This is a genomic window from Kitasatospora sp. NPDC088779 (assembly GCF_040685395.1).
Lineage (GTDB): Bacteria > Actinomycetota > Actinomycetes > Streptomycetales > Streptomycetaceae > Kitasatospora.
In genome coordinates, this window is the sequence record NZ_JBFBHW010000012.1 from 181357 (window position 1) to 200581 (window position 19225).

The 19225-nt window shown below is 70.5% G+C and carries 18 protein-coding genes and 2 tRNA genes; 9 read left to right on the plus strand and 11 right to left on the minus strand.

The window, feature by feature from the left end; genetic code table 11:
* Nucleotides 1-32 precede the first annotated feature (32 nt).
* Nucleotides 33-515, plus strand: a complete 483-nt coding sequence (locus AB0P03_RS14350) for a hypothetical protein (protein WP_363629116.1) — start codon at nt 33-35, stop codon at nt 513-515.
* A gap of 322 nt (nt 516-837) precedes the next feature.
* Nucleotides 838-2094 carry a NucA/NucB deoxyribonuclease domain-containing protein gene (locus AB0P03_RS14355; protein ID WP_363629118.1) on the plus strand — a complete coding sequence of 419 codons (1257 nt, stop codon included), beginning with the start codon at nt 838-840 and terminating at the stop codon, nt 2092-2094.
* A 5-nt stretch (nt 2095-2099) separates the two neighbouring features.
* On the opposite strand, the gene AB0P03_RS14360 is transcribed toward AB0P03_RS14355, so the two are convergent.
* Nucleotides 2100-2579, minus strand: a complete 480-nt coding sequence (locus AB0P03_RS14360; RefSeq protein WP_363629120.1) for a hypothetical protein — start codon at nt 2577-2579, stop codon at nt 2100-2102.
* 68 nt (nt 2580-2647) lie between these two features.
* On the minus strand, nt 2648-3241 hold the full coding sequence (locus AB0P03_RS14365) for a hypothetical protein (RefSeq protein WP_363629122.1): 594 nt from the start codon (nt 3239-3241) through the stop codon (nt 2648-2650).
* A gap of 150 nt (nt 3242-3391) precedes the next feature.
* Between AB0P03_RS14365 and AB0P03_RS14370 the strand changes: the two genes are divergently transcribed.
* On the plus strand, nt 3392-3991 hold the full coding sequence (locus tag AB0P03_RS14370) for a hypothetical protein (protein ID WP_363629123.1): 600 nt from the start codon (nt 3392-3394) through the stop codon (nt 3989-3991).
* 266 nt (nt 3992-4257) lie between these two features.
* Here the strand turns inward: AB0P03_RS14370 and AB0P03_RS14375 are convergent.
* Nucleotides 4258-4348: transfer RNA gene (locus tag AB0P03_RS14375), tRNA-Lys, on the minus strand.
* 399 nt (nt 4349-4747) lie between these two features.
* On the opposite strand from AB0P03_RS14375, the gene AB0P03_RS14380 reads away from it, so the two are divergent.
* From AB0P03_RS14380 to AB0P03_RS14395, 4 genes are all read left to right on the plus strand, one after another.
* Nucleotides 4748-5056 carry a helix-turn-helix domain-containing protein gene (locus AB0P03_RS14380; protein ID WP_363629125.1) on the plus strand — a complete coding sequence of 103 codons (309 nt, stop codon included), beginning with the start codon at nt 4748-4750 and terminating at the stop codon, nt 5054-5056.
* Nucleotides 5057-6304 carry a site-specific integrase gene (locus AB0P03_RS14385; protein WP_363629127.1) on the plus strand — a complete coding sequence of 416 codons (1248 nt, stop codon included), beginning with the start codon at nt 5057-5059 and terminating at the stop codon, nt 6302-6304. It begins immediately after the preceding gene.
* Nucleotides 6305-6398: 94 nt separating this feature from the next.
* Nucleotides 6399-6584 carry a hypothetical protein gene (locus AB0P03_RS14390; RefSeq protein ID WP_363629129.1) on the plus strand — a complete coding sequence of 62 codons (186 nt, stop codon included), beginning with the start codon at nt 6399-6401 and terminating at the stop codon, nt 6582-6584.
* 177 nt (nt 6585-6761) lie between these two features.
* Complete coding sequence (locus tag AB0P03_RS14395) at nt 6762-8264, plus strand: restriction endonuclease (protein WP_363629131.1); 1503 nt, start codon at nt 6762-6764, stop codon at nt 8262-8264.
* 101 nt (nt 8265-8365) lie between these two features.
* Here the strand turns inward: AB0P03_RS14395 and AB0P03_RS14400 are convergent, their stop codons facing one another.
* The 8 genes from AB0P03_RS14400 to AB0P03_RS14435 all read right to left on the minus strand — a co-directional run bounded on the left by AB0P03_RS14400 (nt 8366) and on the right by AB0P03_RS14435 (nt 16746).
* A complete protein-coding gene (locus AB0P03_RS14400) occupies nt 8366-10285 on the minus strand; it encodes a hypothetical protein (protein ID WP_363629133.1) in 1920 nt (639 codons plus the stop codon).
* Nucleotides 10286-10509: 224 nt separating this feature from the next.
* A tRNA-Pro gene (locus AB0P03_RS14405) sits at nt 10510-10583 on the minus strand.
* A gap of 156 nt (nt 10584-10739) precedes the next feature.
* The gene (locus AB0P03_RS14410; protein ID WP_363587033.1) at nt 10740-11936 is read right to left on the minus strand and encodes an MFS transporter; all 1197 of its coding nucleotides are present in this window, start codon (nt 11934-11936) and stop codon (nt 10740-10742) included.
* Nucleotides 11937-12211: 275 nt separating this feature from the next.
* Complete coding sequence (locus AB0P03_RS14415) at nt 12212-13003, minus strand: DUF1684 domain-containing protein (protein WP_363629134.1); 792 nt, start codon at nt 13001-13003, stop codon at nt 12212-12214.
* A 261-nt stretch (nt 13004-13264) separates the two neighbouring features.
* Nucleotides 13265-14131 carry an acyl-CoA thioesterase II gene (locus AB0P03_RS14420; protein WP_363587009.1) on the minus strand — a complete coding sequence of 289 codons (867 nt, stop codon included), beginning with the start codon at nt 14129-14131 and terminating at the stop codon, nt 13265-13267.
* 235 nt (nt 14132-14366) lie between these two features.
* A complete protein-coding gene (locus AB0P03_RS14425; protein ID WP_363629158.1) occupies nt 14367-15065 on the minus strand; it encodes an alpha-ketoglutarate-dependent dioxygenase AlkB in 699 nt (232 codons plus the stop codon).
* A 106-nt stretch (nt 15066-15171) separates the two neighbouring features.
* Entirely contained in the window at nt 15172-15612 is a 441-nt protein-coding gene (locus AB0P03_RS14430) for a transglycosylase family protein (RefSeq protein ID WP_363629135.1), read from the minus strand.
* Nucleotides 15613-15936: 324 nt separating this feature from the next.
* A complete protein-coding gene (locus AB0P03_RS14435) occupies nt 15937-16746 on the minus strand; it encodes a transglycosylase family protein (protein ID WP_363629136.1) in 810 nt (269 codons plus the stop codon).
* Nucleotides 16747-17351: 605 nt separating this feature from the next.
* Between AB0P03_RS14435 and AB0P03_RS14440 the strand changes: the two genes are divergently transcribed.
* Both AB0P03_RS14440 and AB0P03_RS14445 read left to right on the plus strand, forming a co-directional pair.
* On the plus strand, nt 17352-18185 hold the full coding sequence (locus AB0P03_RS14440) for a hypothetical protein (protein ID WP_363587031.1): 834 nt from the start codon (nt 17352-17354) through the stop codon (nt 18183-18185).
* Nucleotides 18186-18408: 223 nt separating this feature from the next.
* On the plus strand, nt 18409-19164 hold the full coding sequence (locus tag AB0P03_RS14445; protein WP_363629137.1) for a hypothetical protein: 756 nt from the start codon (nt 18409-18411) through the stop codon (nt 19162-19164).
* The last annotated feature ends 61 nt before the right edge of the window (nt 19165-19225 follow it).

Here is a 19225-nt window from a genome sequence, read left to right on the forward strand (position 1 = left end):
ATCTTCCCGGACCATCAAGATCCGCCATCAGAGTGTCCACATCACAGGGGTCACCTCACAACGCCGAGGACGCCCAGGCCATCGTGGACCTGTGGAACGACCTCCTGGCGCACGGCTATGCCAGAGTGAACGACCTCCCCGTCGTGATGCCGAGCAAGCGCACCCGCTGGTCCGGCCGAGGCCGGCTATGGGAAAGGCAGCCCCGCCACGAGCAGGTGTACTCCACCGTGGCGAGCCTCGACCGTCGTTCCGGTAAGCGCATCTACCAGCTGCCGCTCACCGGCCAACCGTGCTTCGAGTTCGAACACGACCTCTTCACCGACCAAGCCGCCGTCACCACCGTGGAACTCCGACACGGCCTGCGCGGACCCGTCGAGGTCGTAGCCCGTGGCACAGACGAGGCAGCGGTGAAGGGCGCGTTCGTACAAGCCCTGGAGGAGGCCACGCAGCTCTACAGCGCCAACTACCCCGAGGCCGACGATGACGGTCCCCCGGGCGGGATCGTCACGGCATAACGGCCCTTGGGCAGACCTGTGGGGCCGGAGCGTTCTGCTCCGGCCCCCGCTGCCTGCTGCGCCCCCACCACGCCAACCACACGGCGGCGGTGCTGCCCCGCGCATGGCCGGAACCATCCAGTACGCCCCATCAGGGCCGCAGCAGGCTGGACCCGCCGTACTACTGCCAAGCCTGGGCGACAGCCTCAACCTGGTCACCCGGACACAAGGGCCGCGCTGGGCTAGCTTCTGCGAACGCCAACAATTCGTTGGACCGTTCGATAACGTCGGTTGCCCCCGACGCTTCGTCGGATGTTCCGCAACCGCTCTCGGAGGCGCCCGCATGCGCATTCTCCTGTCCAGATCCGGAACGCTTCGACTCCTCACCAGCGTTATCGCCTCGGCCGCGCTGCTCATGACCAGCGCACAGGCCGTCCAGGCCACACCAGTCAAGGACACCTACACCATCCAGATGGCGGACACCGCCCACCCGATGCCGATCGGTACCCACGTGGGCACGCGGGAGGAGGCCGCCAGCGCGGTGGCAGCCGCGGCGCAGCCGAGCACGGCTGCCGCCTCGCCGACGGCCACGCCCTCTGCGGCCTTGGCGGCCGCGATCGACGCACCGACTCTGGCCGACTGTCGCTCCCTGTTCCCGACCGGCCCGGCCAACGCCACCACGACCCGATTCGGCTGGTGCTTCGTCGCGACGTGCGGGTTCTACACGATCGTCGACGGTGCGGTGGCCGGGTTGACGAAGTACCGGTGCACGGTAGCCGGGCAGGCGAAGCGGTCGGGCAGCCGTACGGTGACCGCACAGGTCGGGTTCGACAACTTCTCGTTCGAGGGCGTCACGGCGCCGTCGGCCCTTGTCGTCGGATGGACCAGCACCGGGAACGGCAATCCGGCGTGCCTGATCCAGGAGAACGGGATCAGCCCGACCTCCAGCCAGCAGTGGCAGGACGGCCAGACGATGAGTGTCACGGCCTACGACAACGCGGACGTGCTGACGGACGTAGAGAAGACGTCGCGCTGCAATCTCCAGGTGCAGGCACACTCGGACATCCCGGCGTGGGGGGCGATCACCAACGTGAATGTCCGACTGGATCAGGCGCCGTACCTGAACAGGAACGCGGGCTCCGTGTTCACGGACCACGTCAACGTGATGGACCGGTACGCGATCTCTGGCAGCGCCGGCACCGTGGCCCGGCACATCCTGTGGGCCCAGGAGAACTGGGTATGGACACGGCCGCAGAAAACCGACGGCGACAAGGTGATCCCGGGCAGCATCCACTCAGCGATCCCGCTGACCCGCCTCGCCCCAGGCGCCGGGACAGCGCAGCAGGACCGGTACAACCAGAACCGGTCGGTCGTGGCAGCGATGTGCACGCAGTACTTCGGGCAGCTCGCGGACGACCTCCAGTGTGACGAGTACCCATTCGCGTCGACGTGGGAAGGCGCGGCCAAGGATGACACCAACTACTCGATCATGCCGGTGAACAAGACGGACAACCTCAGCGCCGGCGGGACACTGTCGGCCTGGTACGCGAATGAGCGAATCCTCGACAAGGACCCGTTCTTCGTGGACATCGCCGACTAGCCCGGTCACGCCGGCCAGAGCCGGACGTCGTAGAGGTCGATCTCTGCGCCGTCCGGCTCTGTCGTCTGGGCGGTCCACAGGCCGCACATCCAGGTGCCGGGGTCGGGCGCGGGGAACTCGATGATCGGGCCGTGGGTGGGGGTCTCCACGAAGAGGTTGCGCCCGGGGGTGGTGCGGATCGGCTCGGTGCCTCGATGTGTCCATGCCGGGCCGGGGCCGTCCTGCGGCCCCGCGCAGCGGGCGAAGGAGAACAGGCACCGCGGCTTCCAGTAGCTCAGGCCGGGGGCGGCGAGGAGGTTGTCGGCGCCAGGGGTGAGCCGGTTGTTCCGGGGGATCGTCACTGGCCGGTCGTAACCATCGTCACGCGGGGCCCAGATGGTGAAGTGCTGGTAGTCAACCGGACCAGGACAACAGACGATGAGGTCGACGTCCTGGGGGAGCTCGAAGTGCCGCAGGTCCGTCGGGTCGCCGTTCCAGATCGTCATTCGGCGATCGTAGGGACTGTGGACGGGATGCCCGGGGCGATGACCGAAGTTGACCACGGGCGCCCGAACTACGACACGCTCCGAACACGACCGCCCAGGCGTTCCCCAGCCGGGAGCCCGACCGAGCGAGGTGCGAGCAGAATCCGCTGCTGATCCGCGACGCTGCGCGCTTCGCCGTAGTCAAGGCCGTAGAAGTACTCACCCCTGCTCTCGCCCGGGTGCCGACGACGAAGTTCTCTGAGCACCCCTTGCTCCCAGGGGAGCGCGTCGGCAACTGGCTCGGACGTCCAGGCGTCGAGCAGGACTTCCCCGTCGCGCTCCGCCTTGATGCGGTGCCGACACAGCCGAGCCGCGAAGTCATTAGTTCGCCCGACCTTCACAAAGGAACTCGTCGCGCCGACGAACGACAACACGTAGAGCTGCTCCCTGCCCGGAATCCGGGGCCGTTCAGCAGCGGAGCCCAGCCGCCACAAGGCCAGCCACTCCACCATGCGCACCAGATCGACTACTTCTTCGGACTCGCGGTCCGTTCCATCGGCGCGGAGCTTCTCCAACAGCACCCTACGGGCCTGCCCCTCAAAGGGGTGACCCGACAACACCTCGGGATCGATCTCGTACTCCACGAGCCGGGCGGCGTACTGCGACTCGGACAACGGTGCCATCCCAGAAGCATTCCACAACTAGCCACGCTCATATTACCGTTCACCAATTTCCACTCGGGCTGCTCGCCGTCGGCGAGCAGCCCGAGCCGCTTCCGCGCAACACCGAACCGCCGATCTGACTAGCTGTCAGGACTAACCCGAAAGGACACCATGAACAGCGACACCACCATCCGGCGCCTCGCACTCCTCGGCGCACTTCTCGCCGTCTACGGCGAGCTTCATCCACTCGCCGACCAGTGGGCGCAGGCCGGCCGAGATGCCTACGGCAAACGCCTCCACGGCAGCCACCCCGTGCACCGGGACGGCACACCGTGCACCCCGGACAACCCAGCCCTCCCCGGGGAACGCACTCTGCACGCCTCCGCCCATGGGCGGCGCTGCGCTGCCCGGCACGTCCTGGCCTACAGCGCCGTACAGGCCGCCGGAACGATCGCCGTCACCCGGGCATGCGGTTACCGACTGACGGCCGGCCCCTTGCTGGTCGGAACCGCGGTCAACGGCCTCACCCACGCCTTGATCGATCGCGGGCCGGTCCTGGCCGCTCTCGCCCGGCGCTTCGGCAAGAGCAGCTACATCGAAGGGTGCGCGGCCGTCCGGCTGGACGAGAACGGCGTGGTCACGACCTCACTGTACGGACCCGGGACGGCCTGGCACGAACTCGACCAGGCGCTCCACCGAGCGATCGCCGTGGCGGCAGCGGCCACCACGGCCTGGCTGGCGGTGCGGCGGGGCAATCGCTCAGGGCAGTGATCCGGCGGGAAGGCCGGGGCGCCGGCACCGGGGGCGCGCACGAAGGGTGAGGATTCGGTCCGAGCTTGGAGGCTGCTGGACCCCCACGGACGTGGGTGGGAAGGGGCCCGGAGGGGGCACTTCGGGGGCTCTATCCCCGCTCCATCCCCGCTCGTGGACAAAGGGGACAAAATGAAGGCTTAGCAAGGCACCCGCGCAGACCGCGAGGAAGCGTCAAATGCAGAAAGAGCCAGGTCAGTTGATGTCTGGCCTGGCTCTTTCTTCGGTGGGCCACCAGGGGCTCGAACCCTGAACCTACGGATTAAAAGTCCGCAGCTCTTGAGTTAGCGTCGGCGCGACGTAGGGGGCCGATAGCCCTGGGCTCCTTACGTTCGTCACAGACCGTAGCTGCCGTCCCACGTCTGCCGTCACTTTCAGAGTACTCCGGGCCATCGCGTGGCGCTCCGGCCGCGACCCACCAGGCAAGAACGCCATTTGCGGCGTGCATCGGCGGCCGGTGCCGAGAAGCACCCCCTCAGCCTGGGGTGACCTGCACAGACTCCCGGCGGTAGCTGTCCCTCCTCGGCGGTCGCAGACGTCAGGTCGCCTTCCGCCCGGCGTGCCCGCCGGGTCTCGACGCGCTTCGAAGAACGACACGTGCGTACGGTCTGCCCCGTTCAGCACGCCAAACCCTGTTCCGCCCGTCCAGGTAGACAGGTGACTGTGGGCGTGCCCGGCCGAGCCCGAGCGGCTCTACCACCCCGCCAGAGGGAGACCATGCACGTCCGACCCCACGTTCCCGCCGCAAGCCGGCTTTCGGTTCCGACCCCGGCCGTCGCCGCAGCCCCCGCGTACAAGGCCGATCCGGCAGCGGAGTTCGACCTCCTGCACAGCGGCTGGTACTCGACCGAGGAACTCGCCGCGCTGCTGAAGGTCGACCCCTCGACTTTGCGGCGCTGGCGCTCCGCCGCTCCCCCGCAGGGCCCGCCCTTCGTCCAGATCGCGCCTCGGCTCTACCTCTACAGCATCCCCGACACCCAGCTGTGGCTCGCCCAGAAGCGCACCGACCCATCCGAGGCGCCCTGAATGCCCGACCACACCCCGCTCATCCCCATGGGTGTCGACCTCACCACCGACATCGAGCACCGACCCGACCGCACCCCGCAGTTCCGCTACCGCGCCCGCGTGCGCTGGACGGACCCCAACGGCGGCGGCCGCAAGTCGGCTTCCTCCTCCGTCCCCACAGAGACCGAAGCCGAGGCCTGGATCGCCCGCATGCAACGGGCAGCAGCACGCGGCATCACCCCCAAGACCCTCACCATGACCCTCGCCGAATACGGCGACGAGAACTGGGACCTGGCGATGCGCGGCCTGGAGACCACCACCCTCGACCCCTACACCGCCGGCTGGAAGCTGCGCGTCACCCCAGTCCTCGGCCACATACCCGTCACCAGCATCACCAACGGCATCACCGACCGGGCCCTCCACTCCTGGATCGCCGACGGACTCAGCATCTCCTCCGTCAAGAACAGCCTCGCCCCGCTCGTGCGCATCATGGAGCAAGCCGTCCGCGACGGCCTCATCGACTTCAACCCCTCCCGCATGAGCGGCTGGCAACGCCTCTACAAGAAAGCCGAAGACGAACTCGACGACCCCCGCTCCCTCGCCCTCGCCGACTGGGACGCCCTCGACGAACTCGCCAACGCCCTGGTCGAACGCTCCCACAACCACTACCGCGGCTGGGGCGACATCGTCCGCTTCGCCGCCTGCACCGCCGCCCGCATCGGCGAAGTCTCCGGCGTCCGCGTCAAGGACATCAACCGCTTCGACTGGACCTGGGACCTGTGCCGCCAGACCACCACCGGCCCCGGCGGCCTCATCGACAAAGGCACCAAGGGCAAGCGGCGCCGCACCGTCCCCATCATCGAAGAGATCCGCGACCTCGTGAACTGGCGCATGAACGTCGTCGGCAACGACCCCATGGCCCGCCTCTTCACCGGACCACGCGGCGGCCGCATCACCACCGCCATCCTGCGCGACGCCACCCACTGGGACGAAGTCGTCGTCAGCCTCGGCTACGAGTACTTGCGCCGACACGACCTCCGGCACACCGGCCTCACCTGGCTCGCCGACGCCGGCGTCCCCATCCACGTCCTCCAAAAGATCGCCGGGCACGGCCACATCACCACCACCCAGCGATACCTCCACCCGGACAAGAGCTCCATAGAGAAGGCCGGCCAGACCCTCAGCAGGCACCTGTCGGCCGACCGGCACACCTCGCCGACGGCGGCACCAGCCGAGGCGACAGTGCGCCATCTGCGCCTCGTCCAGTAGCAGCCCCAACGGGCATCCGCCGGAGAACCCCACTGGCACGTTGCCCGCAATGGCGGGCCCGTCATCGTCAACCACCGTGCTGTAGAAGTGGCCTGTGACAGACGATGAAGAAGATGCGCCGCCCTGGGTCCGGTTGCTGCTCCGCGAGCAGACCGCGCGCAACATCCACGGCAGCCTCCAGGCATCTGGAATCGCCGCGCCGCTGGAAGACGTACGCGACCTGTGCAACCGCCCGGTCGAGATGTACGACGGAGGCCCTTCTCCGCTCCCGCGTGAGTGAGCACTTCATCTCCCCAGCCGCGGCGGCACGTTGTGCCCCCGTACCGGTTTCTCATCCCCTACTCGGCGCGGCCCAGCGGATTCCTGGCGGCCCCAACCGGGTAGTGCTGCTGGCATATCGCGCAGGCGGCGCGGCCCCGTGTGGGGCCGCGCTGTCGTGGACCAGGGGGTGGACCGGGTGGCACGCCGAAAGACGGTGGCGGAGATCCTCGCCGAGGCGTACCGCTTGAAGCAGCAGGCGCGAGCCGCGCAGGCGCAGGGCGAGGCCCAACAGAAGATCGGCCAAGCTGCCGCCCCGCCGGCTCAACCCCGCCCCAGGAAACGGAAGGTAGACCCCGCCGTCGAGCACGCCCGGCTCCTGGCCGCCGGCGAGAAACACCTCCAACGAGAGGAGGCCGCCCGCGCCAAGGAAGCCGCCCGAGTGGAAGCCGAGCTGGCCAAGCGCCAGACGGCTCGGCGCCGGGAGGAGGAGGCGAAGAAGCGCGCGGACGCCCAGGCCGAGAAAGAAGCCCAACGGCAAGCCGAGACGGCCCAGCTCAAGGCCCAAGCCGAAGAGGGCACCGCCGAATGCAACCGGCGCCGCGAGGAACTGGAAGCAGTCCTACGGCTGCGCCCCGAGGGCCTGGAGGCGTGGCACCCGCACATCGAAGAAGCGTTCGCCCACGATGGCCCTCAGGGCGTCGCGGAGCTGATCAAGGACCTGCTGCAACGCTCCCCCGTCCCCCCAGACTGCCGGACCGCGGCCCAGGCGGTCTACATCCCCGAGGCCCAGCAGCTCCTGGTCGACGTCGAGCTGCCCAACCACGAGATCGTCCCCGCAGTGGCCTCCTACCGCTACGTCGCGCAACGGGCCGAGGTCGTCCCCCAACCCGCCAAGTCGGCCGAGCTCAACGAGGCCTACGCCCGGCTGGTGGCCCGCCTGGCCCTGCGCGCGCTGGACGAGGCATTCTCCGCAACACCGGCCGCGTTCGTGGAGACCGTCATCCTCAACGGCCGTGTCAACGCCACCGATACGGCGACCGGCCAGGCGATCCGGGCCTGCGTCGTCAGTGTTGTCGCCGAGCGCAAGGACTTCGCCGAACTGGTCCTGGACGAGCCCCGGGGCGACCCGCAGCAGTGCCTCCACCGGCTCGGCGCCACCGTCTCCAAGCACCCCCACGACCTGGAACCGGTCACGCCCATCGTCGAGGCAGACCTGTCCCGCTACCGCATCACCACCGACACCGCCGTGGTCGCCACCCTGGACAGCCGCCCCGACCTGCTCCAGATGAACCCCTACGACTTCGAACGCCTGGTACGTGAACTCTTCGAAGCCATGGGCTACGAGACCTGGCGCACCCAGGGCTCCCGCGACGACGGCGTGGACGCTGTCGCGACGTTGACCGACCCGACCGGATCCACCATCTTCGCCATCCAGGCCAAACGCTCCAAGAACATCGTCCCGGTGAACACCGTCCGCGCCATGTCCGGGGTCATCCAGGACAAGGACGCCGGCTACGGCATCGTCGTCACCACCTCGTGGTTCGGCAAAGACAGCTACGACTTCGCCCACCGCAACGGCCGCCTCCGCCTCATCGACGGCCGCAACCTCAAGGCCCTGCTCGCCGAGCACCTGAACATCGACGCCCTGATCGGACTGCCCAAAGTCCCCCCGGGCTGGCAGGCCGCCGACCTCGTGTGAAGTCGAACGCGGACCTCTCCTAGGCCAGGCCGATGCAACAGCCATCCGTCGCCTTCGGCTGGGCAGCCAGCCAGGTAGCGTCGCTGTGCCGAAGCCCGCGCCTACGGCGAGGACACGCTCGGTGCAGCGTTGGCAACGATTCGAGCGCGCCAGTAGCTGGCAGCGTCCTGACCCGCCTGCATCCCGCTGAACTCATCAGTCCGCTTCGCGAGCGCGGCGGCAGGCTCCGTGCCCTCGACGTAGGACTCGAGGCCGAGGCCGAGTGCGCTACCACTCAGGAACTCGGCGTACTCGCGCACGGACTCAACAATCGGGAAGCTCACGGGATTGCCGTGCACCAAAGCGTTCCGGAGACGGCGACGCCTGGCCTCCAACACGGAGCCTTCGGCGGTGTAGTACTCAATCAGGGCAACGTACTCTGCGTGGTCGCTCACGCTCTCAAACATCCGCCTGATCCAGGCACGCTCGGACTCGATGCGGCAGAGCGAGAATAGATCACTAGAACGGTCGGCGACGAACAGCAGCCATGGACTCGATGAATTGCTCGCGAACAACTCGCAGGTCAGCTCGTGGCACAGTTCATCCTGCTCTCCACCGCCAAGCAGACACATACGAACGGCTCGCTGCACGTCGGAAAGCCACCGAGCGTGCGGCCAGCGCTCGCCGAGGAGATCGAACAACTCGTTGGGGGCGAGTGCCGCGTGCGCTGCCACGTGTTGCACCACACGGTCCGAGAGAGGGGTCACGCTGCTGATGTCTGCCTCGGAAGGCTCGCGCATCATCATGTCGCGGCTGAACGGATGGTCGGCTGCGGTCTGCACTTCGAGTGCGGCCGCGAGAAATCGGGGAAGCTCTTCACGAGCCATAGCCAAGGCGATGCGCGGGCCGTGTTTCTCGACCGCTCTCCTGGTGATGTCCGCACCGTAGTGATCGTCAGGGATGCTCATCTCGCGCGACGATGCCTGGAAGCCAAATGAGCTGACCCGACCGGAGCGCAGGAGCCCGTGCTGGACGAGGTGTGGGCGGATCCCGCCAGAGTTGTGGATCGAGACGTTGAGGATGGTGTTCACGGTGCGAACAGCACGGTCCAACGCGCCGGCCGCCGTGGTCCTGCCAAGGTCAACGCGAACCAGGAAGTCCACATCAGACTTCTCGTCGACCAGCTTTGCGACCTTAAAGCGGCCCCCACCCCGTACTAGTTCCCACAGCTCTGCCTTGTGCTCGAAGTCTTGCCCCTCGGGCTCGGCGTTGGGCACCGCCCAATGGGCATCCATGAAGGACACGCCCCCAGCGGAGAGACGCGGGAAAGCCCGGCCCTGGTAGCCGAGCCACACCACGATCGACTGGGCTTCCGCAGGAGTGCCAACATAGGTACGGGCGTTCGCGATCCGCTTCTCCAGCGGCACGTTCGTCGAACCGACGGGGAAGTCGTGGGGCTCACGGCCAAACGCGACCATCGAGACAAGGTCTCGGAAAGCCATCTTTGCATTGACGCCGCGCCTGCCCAACTGGTCAAAGAGCAGTTCAGCGATCGGACGGTACTCCCGGCCTACCAGGGTGCGGTCTTGCGCCGTAGCCACGAGGTCATCCCAGCTGGCGCGAACTGCTTCGTCCGCGTCAAGCGCTCCGAGGAGATCCTTCGAAGCCTTGGCAACGTCGGTCCATACGGTGTCGGTGCGGGTCCCCGGTGGCTGCGTCAAAACCGCCGCGGGGCTACGGTCAAGCTGCAAGAAGGCCGCTTGGAATTGTGCGAGCGATGCGACGATGTGTGCCCGGAGGGAAGCGCCGAGCGCATCAACGGACTCGTCGAGGTCCCGGCGCAGCGACGTTCGATTGGCGGCTTTCTTCCAAGCATCGACACCGCTGGCAAGCTCAAGCCACTCCAAGATCTCCTCTACGATCACGGTGAGCGGCAGAACGGTACTGACGCCGTGGCCACGGTCGAGCGACGAGACAAGAGACTTCAGCCAGTCCGGATCGTCAGCGGACCAATGATCGCTGACGTTGTAATCGATCATCATCTTCAGTCCACCCCTCGCGCTACCCCGTTCCCCGACGGAGCTCTACCCAATTCATCTTCCTCAGCGTGACACCAGCCAGCACCCGTGCGACATCGTGGTCCCTCGCTGGTCCCTGGCAAGTTCCCCTGAGGCCCGACGCAGAGAGCGCGGGCACCAACAACCTGCCAACGCAAAAGGCCGCTGGCCTGGGATTTCTCCCGGCCAACGGCCTTCCGACATCACTGTCGGGACGACAGGATTTGAACCTGCGACCCCTTGACCCCCAGTCAAGTGCGCTACCAAGCTGCGCCACGTCCCGTGGTCTCGGTGCCCGGTAGCGGGGCCTGGGGGGCTCTGCTGTGGGCTTCTCGACCTTGTCTCCGGTTGTCCCGGTGACGTGGAAAACAATACAGCACGTGGAGGGGTGCTCGCTGCCGGGTTGGGGGTGGGTGGGTCAGGGGCGGGTCGGGGTGGGTCAGGGGGTGGGGTGGCGGGCGTCGTAGGTGAGGAAGGCGGGGCGGCGGGCGGCGAGGAGGACGACGGCGGCGACGCAGGCGAGGCCGCCGGTGATCACGGAGGTGGCGGGGTTGGTGAGGGCGGCGACGGCGCCGGACTCGAAGTCGCCGAGGCGGGGGCCGCCGGCGACGACGACGATGAAGATGCCCTGGAGGCGGCCGCGCATCTCGTCGGGGGCGGCGACCTGCATCATCGTGTTGCGGAAGATCATGCTGACGGTGTCGGCGCAGCCGGCGACCGCGAGCAGGAGGAGGCCGAGCCAGAGGTTGTGGAGGGCGCCGAAGGCCGCGATGGCGAGGCCCCAGGCGGCGACGGCGACGAGGACGGCGGCGCCCTGGCGGTGGATGCGGCCGACCCAGCCGGAGAAGAGGGCGCCGGTGAGGGCACCGACGGCGGGGGCGGCGACCAGGAGGCCGACGGTGCGGGCGTCGCCGCCGTAGAAGGTGACCGCGATGGCGGGGAAGAGGGCGCGCGGCATGCCGAAGATCATCGCGGCCAGGTCGGCGAGGAAGCTGGTGCGCAGGTTGGGCTGCTCGCGCAGGAAGCGGAGGCCGTCGAGGACGGAGGCGCGGCCCTTGCGGTCGCCGAGCGGGCGCATGGCGGGCAGGCGCCACATCGCGTAGAGGGTGCCGGCGAAGGCGACGGTGTCGACCAGGTAGGCGGCCTGGGTTCCGTAGGCGCCGATGAGGACGCCGCCGATCATGGGTCCGACGGTGAGGCCGAGGTTCATGCTGACGGTGTTCAGCGCGTTCGCCGCGGGGAGCTGGTGGCTGGGGACCAGCCGGGGGATCATCGCGGAGCGGGCGGGCGAGCTGAGGGCGAAGAAGCCGGCCTGGGCGGCGACGGCGGCGTAGAGGACGGCGACCTGGCCGAGGCCCGCCAGTGCCTGCACGGCGAGGACGGCGGAGACGGCGGCGAGCCCGGCCGAACCGATCAGGCCGAGCTTGCGCCGGTCGACGGTGTCGGCGATCGCGCCGCCGTAGAGGCCGAAGGCGACGAGCGGGAAGAAGGAGAAGAGGCCGACCAGGCCGGTCGCGAAGGCGGAGCCGGTCTCGTCGTAGACCTGGACGGAGACGGCGACGGCCGTCATCTGCTGGCCTATGGAGGAGACCGCCTGCCCGAACCAGACCCGGCGGTAGTCGGGGTGGTCGCGCAGTGGGCTGAGGTCGGCGAAGGCCCGCCGGTACCAGGGGAGGGCCTCGGTTCCGGCCGGCGGAGAGGAGGCGTCGGAGGGTGGCTCCTCCGCCGGAACAGCGGCGGTGGCCGGGGCGGCATCGGACGCCGGGGCAGGGGTGGGCGCCGGGGCAGGGGCAGGCGTCGGGGCGGGATCGGACGCCGGGGCGGAATTGGCAGGATGATTGGTCGACACAACCCTCCATGGTCCGCCCCGGCCTCCCCGCTCCCCGCACCGGGGCCGGGCAGCGGCCCGTCCTACCTGGTCAGGACCTGCTTCTCCCCTGCCTCCACCGCGAAGTCGAGCCGGTTGCCCGGCGGCGGGAACGGGCAGATGAAGTGGTCCGCGAAGGCGCACGGCGGCAGGTAGGCCCGGTTGAGGTCGAGGACGGTGCGGCCGTCCGCGTCCGGGGCGGGGAGGGTGATGAAGCGGAACCGGTAGGTATCGATGCCGCTGGTCGCGTCCGCGATGACGCCGGTGAGGCGGTCGCCGGAGCGGCTGACGGTCAGCTCGCGGTGCTCGCCGGCGACGGTGAAGGCGATCTGTCCGGTGACGGCGAGCGGGCGCTCCTTGCCGTCCGCGTTGGGGACGAGCACGGACTGGGCGCCGTCCTGCTCGAACGGGGTGAAGACGGCGGGGACGGCCCACTCCGGCGAGTACGGGTAGGCGGAGATGCCCGCGAAGGCCGTCCGGCGCGGCGCGGCCGGGTCGAAGACCCGCAGGGCGAGCTCGCCCTCGCGCTCGATCGGGACGAGCAGGACGTCGCCGAGGGTGGCGGTGTCGGCGGCCGGATCGGTGTCGGGGCGGAGCAGCGCCTCGCCGTCGACCGGGCCGTCGGCGCCGCCGACGGTGATGTCGTCCGCGGCCGCCGCCCGGACCCGGACGCCCTCGGCGTCGGCCCACCAGCGCCCGGGCAGGCCGACGATCTCGGCGGGTTCGGGCTCCAACCAGTGCGTGCCGGTGAGTGCGAGCTGGCCGTGTGGCGCGCTCACCGACGCCGCCCGGCCGTCACTCCAGTGCTTCCAGTCCTCCGCGGCCGTCGCCGTCATCGGTACACCCTCCCACTGCGGTCCTCGGACGGCCCGCTGTTCGGGCCGTCCAACTCGGTCACCCACCACAACGCCGCGCACCCGGACGGATCATTCCCGCCTGCCGGAACCGCCACAGGGCGGCCACCGGACGGCAACACGGCGTCACGACGGCAACACCCCGGACACGACGCCCGCCAGGACGAAGGCCGGCCCGCTCGGCCGACGCCCGGCACCCGGCACCCGGCACCCGGCCGCCGACGCATCCACGCGCCCGCCCCGTCAGCTGCCGGCGCCCAGCGGCCGGAACAGCCCCTCCTGCACCACCGACACCACCAGCCGCCCGCTCCGGTCGAAGATCTGCCCGCGCGCGAGGCCGCGCGCGCCGTGGGCGATCGGGGACTCCTGCTGGTACAGCAGCCAGTCGTCCGTACGGAACGGGCGGTGGAACCACATCGCGTGGTCCAGCGAGGCCATGTCGAAATGCCGGGTGCCCCAGAGCGGCTCGACGGGGGCGCGGACGGCGTCGAGCAGCGTCATGTCGCTGGCGTAGGTGAGGGCACAGACGTGGATCAGCGGGTCGTCCGGCAGCGGGCCGTCCGTCCGCAGCCAGACGCCGCTGCGCGCCTCGACCCCGGCCAGCTCCTCCTTCGTCCAGCGCAGCCGGTCGACGTAGCGGATGTCGAAGGGCTGGCGGCGGCTGATGAACGGGGGGAGTTCGCCGAGTCGGGAGCCGACCTCCTCCAGAGCGCTGGGCAGGTCCTCTGGCGCGGGGACGTCCGGTATGGGGTGCTGGTGCTCGATGCCGCCCTCTTCGGGGCGGTGGAAGTCGGCGGTGAGGGCGAAGATCGACCGACCGCCCTGGATGGCGAGCACCCGGCGCGTGGTGAAGGAGCGGCCGTCGCGGATCCGGTCGACCTGGTAGACGATCGGCACGCCGGGCACCCCGGGGCGCAGGAAGTAGGCGTGCAGCGAGTGGACCGGACGGTCGCCGTCCACCGTGCGCCCGGCCGCGACCAGCGCCTGCCCGGCGACCTGGCCGCCGAACGTCCGCTGCAGCGCCTCCTCGGGGCTGCGCCCGCGGAAGATGTTCAGTTCGATCTGCTCCAGGTCGAGCAGGTCGACAAGGTCGTCGACGGGGGTACCCATGCGTGCGCTTCCTCTCCAGGCCCACGGCCCCGGCGGAGGTCTTCCGCCCGGCTCCGGTGCCCGTCCTGATCGAATTCTCCAACCCACTCGAATTCTCCGGCGACCGGGGTCATTCCCGCCCACCGGGCCGAAGGAGCCGATTCACTCGAACGAGTAAGCGAGCGGCGAGCGAGCAGTAGGGGGAGAGCGGACGAGCGGCCGCCAGGCGGACGGACGAACGAACGCCCACCCGGACTCAGGCCTCCCCCGCCGCCAGCCCCGACTGCCGCACGGTGATGTTGAGTCGGCCGACCAGACCCAGCGCCGGATCCGCCGTGCCGGGCAGCGTGCGCACCACGCCGTGGTAAGCGAACCGGGCCGGGCCGCCGAACACCAGCAGGTCCCCGCTGCGCAGCTCCAGGTCGGTCCACGGGCGGGTCCGGGTCTCGGTGTTCCCGAGCCGGAACACGCAGGCGTCGCCGAGTGAGAGCGAGACCACGGGCGCGTCGGTCCGCTCGTCGCGGTCCTGGTGGAGGCCCATCTTCGCGCCGTGCGGGTAGTGGTTGACGATCGCGATGTCGGGTTCGTACGACGCGGCGCCGGCGATCTGCCGGGCGTCCGTCCCGTAGGCGTCGGCGACGGCCCGGCGGGCGAGGCGGTCGAGTTCGGGCGGGAACGGCTTGACGGGCGTGCCGTCCTCCGCGTCCCTCCGATAACCGTACGGATACCAGTGCCATCCGAGGCTGACCATCCGTACGGACATCATTCCGCCGGTGGGCATCCGCACGGCGTGCAGGCCGGCCGGTGGGCGGGCCCACTCCCGGCAGGCGGCGACCAGGCGCAGCTGGGCATCGGCGTCCAGCCAGCCGGGGAGGAGGACGGCACCGGGGGCGGGCTCGGCGCGCCCGCGCGCGGCAGCGGACCCCGACCGGCCGCCCGGGACGGCACCGGGCAGGTCACCGAACAGTTCGCCCTGGATCACCCCACCATCCTCCCGCACCGCCACGGCCGAAGCCCGGCCGGCCTCAGAAACCCTGTCGGCCTCACAAACCCGGCCAGCCTCAGAGACCCGGCCGGTCTCGGGAGCCCGGACCGCCACCGGGGGTCGGGCTGCCGCCGGGGCCCGGACCGCTACCGGGAGTCGGGCTGCCGCCGGGGGCCGGCGATCCACCGATCAGCCCCAGCTCCCGCGCGCAGTCCGGCCACGCCTCCCAGCCCTGCCGTCGGAGGATCTCCTCGCCGACCGTCGTCTGCTCCCGGCGGCTCGCGTGGTCCGGCCGGTCGGCGAAGCGCAAGCCTCCGGCGACCTCCCAGGTGGGCGGCCAGATCTGCAGGCCGCCGTAGTAGCCGTTGCCGGTGTCGGCCTGCCAGTCGCCGCCGCTCTCGCACTCGGCGAGGCCGTCCCACACGACGTCCGCGACCCGGACCGCCGCACCGGCCCGCTCCCAGGGGATCGCCGCCGACCCCGCCAGCAGCACCACGGCGACGCCCAGCCGAAGCACGACCCGGCACATACGCTCGTCACACGGAGGCAGCACAGCAGCCGACCCTAGGCTGGTCGCCGCACGACCCTCCCCAACGACACTCCGAACGCGCCGAACGCGCCAGAAACACCAGAGACGCCAGAAGCACCGGAAACGCCAACGGCCGCTCCCCCGCACAGCGGAGAAGCGGCCGTGGTGTCAGCACAGCGCCGGGGCCGGGAGGCCCGCTGAACCGAGCTCAGGCCGGGGACGTCGGACAGCCGACATCAGGCGGCAGACCCCGGAGAGCCGGTGTCAAACGCTCAGCTGCTCAAACACTCAGAGGCTCAGAGGCTCAACTGATCAGACGCTCAGGGTCTGGCCCGGGAGGATCAGGTCGGGGTTGCCACCGATGACCTTGGCGTTGTTCTTGTACAGGTCGTGCCAGTCCAGGCCCTGCGCGGCGGCGATCGAGCTCAGGGTGTCACCGGACTTGACGGTGTAGCTGTCGCCCTTGGCCGGCTTGGCGTCGTTCGAGCCGGTCCAGCCCTTGGCGCCCTTGGCGGCGTCGTTCTTCGGCGCGGCCTTCGGCGCGACGTCAGCCTTCGGCGCAGCGGCGGCCTTCGGGGCAGCGGCCTTCGGCGCGACATCGGCCTTCGGGGCAGCGGCGGCCTTCGGGGCCTGGGTCTGCGCCGGCTTGGCGGCCGGGGCAGCCGGCTTGGCGGCGGTCGAACCGGCGGTCGAACCGGCCGAGGTGTCGACGGCCGCCGGGGCGCCGCCCTTGGTCAGGCCGGCCTTGACGGAGCACACGGGCCAGGCGCCCGGGCCCTGCGAGGCGAGGACCTTCTCGGCGACGGCGATCTGCTGCGCCTTGGTGGCCTGGTTGGCCTGCGAGGCGTAGGCGGTGCCGCCGAAGGCGGCCCAGGTGCTGGAGGTGAACTGCAGTCCGCCGTAGAAACCGTTGCCGGTGTTGATGGCCCAGTTGCCGCCGCTCTCGCACTGGGCGACGGAGTCCCAGGTGGAGACGGAGGCGGCGGAGGCCGAGGTGGCCGTGACGAGGCCGGCCACCGGCAGGGCCGCGACAGCGGCGCCCGCCACGACAGCCATCCGGACGCGGTTGCGCTTGGTGGCCGTGGAGGTGGTGGCAGCGGCGGTCTCGTGACGGAAGGTCATGGGGTTCCTCTCGAAAGCCCCGGGCGGGCATGCGGAACCAGGCCCTGGAGAGGGCCGCGTTCACTTGCCGCGTCCATCGGGCGACCGTGCACGTGTCGGACGTGCCGCTTGCCGCCCCGGCCACCCAGCCGCTCACCGGCGACCTGTTCGAGCGATCGCGTCGGCGGGCACCTGCCGCATCCGGCGGGAAGCCGGAGGGGCGGTGCGTCGGGGGTGAACCCGGGTGGCGCTCGTTGCGCCGCCAATGAAGCTACGAGCCGGTCGGCGGGGAAACCAAAACTCCACCGGTCTGCCCAGCTCAGCCAAGGGTTACCGGCGGTAATGACCGCACAATCTCGCCCGAAATGCCCGTTTTAGCCGTCGATTCGTAGATCAAACATCACGGCGGCGTGACTCACCTCACGGCTTCATTCCGGCAGGCCTGCCACCGACATCGACACATTGCGACCACGAGAACACGCGGCGCGGTCGGATCAGAGGCAATTCCCGTCAGCCTCGTCGACCACCCGTGACGCCTGACACAAGGGCCCGTTGGTCATGGCGACCTCCCCGTACCCGCCCCCGACCGCCAACCGCACCCACCAAGAGGAGAACCCGTGCCGCGCATGCTCGACGTCAGCGACGAGGTCCGGTCCGAGATCGGCGACGACGAGGCGGACCGCCTCCTCGGCGGCGACCGCGCACCCGACAGCTACGAATGCACCTCCTGCCGCACCTCCGGCGACACCCACGCGGAGCCCACCAGCACCGTCCTGTTCGTCGGCGAGGAGACCGCCGTACTCGCCTTCGCCCACGCCCGCTGCATCCCGTCCCAGGTGGTGCCGGTGGCCGAGGAGCAACTGGTCGGCGCCGTCCGCAGCATCAGCCAGGCCCAGACCGGCGCCCCGGCCGCGCCCGCGCACCCGCTGGTGCCCATTCCCGCGCCGACCCCGGCGACCGCCCCCACCCCCCAGCCCAGCGCGCCGGGCCAGGCCGCCATCCTCGGCATCACCTGCGGGCTGGTGCTGCACGGCAAGGTCGGGCACGCCTCGCTGGTCGTCGAGCCGACCGGTCCGGTCGGGCGCCCCGGCAGCACCTCGGGCGAGGACGAGTTCCTCGACCTGCTCCAGGACGCCGGCTTCCAGGCCATCACCGACCTCGACGAGACCCCGGACCAACTGGGCGGCTGGTCGGTCCTGGTGGCGATGGGCAAGCTGCACGCGATCCTGCAGCCCGCTGCCGCCGGCGGCAGCACCGGCTGGTGGCAGGCGCACCAGCCGCTCCAGGTCACCGACGCCTGGCGGATGGCCGCGAGCCAGCTCTCCGAGGTCACCATGTACGCCGTCCCGGCCGGGATGGTGGGCCGTCAGCCGCGCGAGGACCTGCTCCGCCAGGCGCTGGAGCGGGCGGTGGCACTGGGCCAGGTGGTCGCCGCCTCCCTCCCCCTCGCCGGCACCTGAGCCCCTCGGCACCCAGCCCCAGCAGCGCGCGCCCGACCCAGCCGCGCCCCCGCCCCAGCAGCACCCAGCCCCAGCCCCAGCCGCGCCCCAACCCGCCGGCACCCGGGCTCCACGCCCGGGCTCCGCACCCGCCGGAAGGCGGCCTCCCCCTCGGCACAAGCCGCCTTCCGGCCGGGCCCCGGCAACCCCGCATCCCTGTGCCCCCTCACTCGTTGGCCCCTGTGTGTACAGCTACGACGTCTCCGCGTCCCCCGGCCGGTCCACCACCGCCCCCCGCTCGATCCCCGGCATGCGCCCGTCGTACGACGCGGAGCACCCGCACTCGACGACGCCGATCTACGACGAGCTGTACTCCGAGTACCGGCGGCTGTTCCGCGCGCTCCCGGGCGACCGCTCGGGCGAGGAGGACCTGAAGTTCACCGGCTTCGCAGTCCGCGACGGTTACCCGGTGCTCGGCGAACCGCGCCCGTACCCGCCCCAGCACCAGGCCTTCCACAGCTACGGGGGACAGGCGCCCGGCCTGCCGCAGTACATGCCGAGCCAGCAGCACGGCCACTCCGCAGGGCACGCCGCCAACCACGGCGCCACCGGGCACTCCGGCCACGGCGCCACCGGCCACACCCACCACAACGCCACCGGCCACACCCATCACGGCGCGATGGGCCACACCGGCCACAGCGCCCCTCAGCCGCACCCGCACGCCGAGCCCGCCGCCCCGACCAGCGACGGCTTCGGCCAGGCCGCCCCGGCGGCCACCGCCCCTCAGCACACCCCGCCCCCGCCGCCCCAGTTCACCAACGGCCAGGGCTGGGTGGCCGCCGGCTACCTCGGCCCGATCCCGCACGCGATGCCCGCGCCGCCCCCGGCCCCCGCCCCGGCCATGGGCACCGCCACCGGCGTCGCCACCGCCGCACCCACCGGCGGCCGCCACCGCCAGATGCTCTCCCTCCCCCCGGGCCGCAACGGCGACCACCACTGAACCGCCCGCCTGCGCACCACCCCCACGGCGCCCGCACAGCGCCCGCACGACCCCGTACACG

Excerpts from the sequence above, each read along its gene's own strand:
- AB0P03_RS14355 (WP_363629118.1), top strand. The coding sequence starts at position 838 with ATGCGCATTCTCCTGTCCAGATCCGGAACGCTTCGACTCCTCACCAGC.
- AB0P03_RS14360 (WP_363629120.1), bottom strand. The coding sequence starts at position 2,579 with ATGACGATCTGGAACGGCGACCCGACGGACCTGCGGCACTTCGAGCTC.
- AB0P03_RS14365 (WP_363629122.1), bottom strand. The coding sequence starts at position 3,241 with ATGGCACCGTTGTCCGAGTCGCAGTACGCCGCCCGGCTCGTGGAGTAC.
- AB0P03_RS14370 (WP_363629123.1), top strand. The coding sequence starts at position 3,392 with ATGAACAGCGACACCACCATCCGGCGCCTCGCACTCCTCGGCGCACTT.
- AB0P03_RS14380 (WP_363629125.1), top strand. The coding sequence starts at position 4,748 with ATGCACGTCCGACCCCACGTTCCCGCCGCAAGCCGGCTTTCGGTTCCG.
- AB0P03_RS14385 (WP_363629127.1), top strand. The coding sequence starts at position 5,057 with ATGCCCGACCACACCCCGCTCATCCCCATGGGTGTCGACCTCACCACC.
- AB0P03_RS14400 (WP_363629133.1), bottom strand. The coding sequence starts at position 10,285 with ATGATGATCGATTACAACGTCAGCGATCATTGGTCCGCTGACGATCCG.
- AB0P03_RS14415 (WP_363629134.1), bottom strand. The coding sequence starts at position 13,003 with ATGACGGCGACGGCCGCGGAGGACTGGAAGCACTGGAGTGACGGCCGG.
- AB0P03_RS14420 (WP_363587009.1), bottom strand. The coding sequence starts at position 14,131 with ATGGGTACCCCCGTCGACGACCTTGTCGACCTGCTCGACCTGGAGCAG.
- AB0P03_RS14435 (WP_363629136.1), bottom strand. The coding sequence starts at position 16,746 with ATGACCTTCCGTCACGAGACCGCCGCTGCCACCACCTCCACGGCCACC.
- AB0P03_RS14440 (WP_363587031.1), top strand. The coding sequence starts at position 17,352 with ATGCTCGACGTCAGCGACGAGGTCCGGTCCGAGATCGGCGACGACGAG.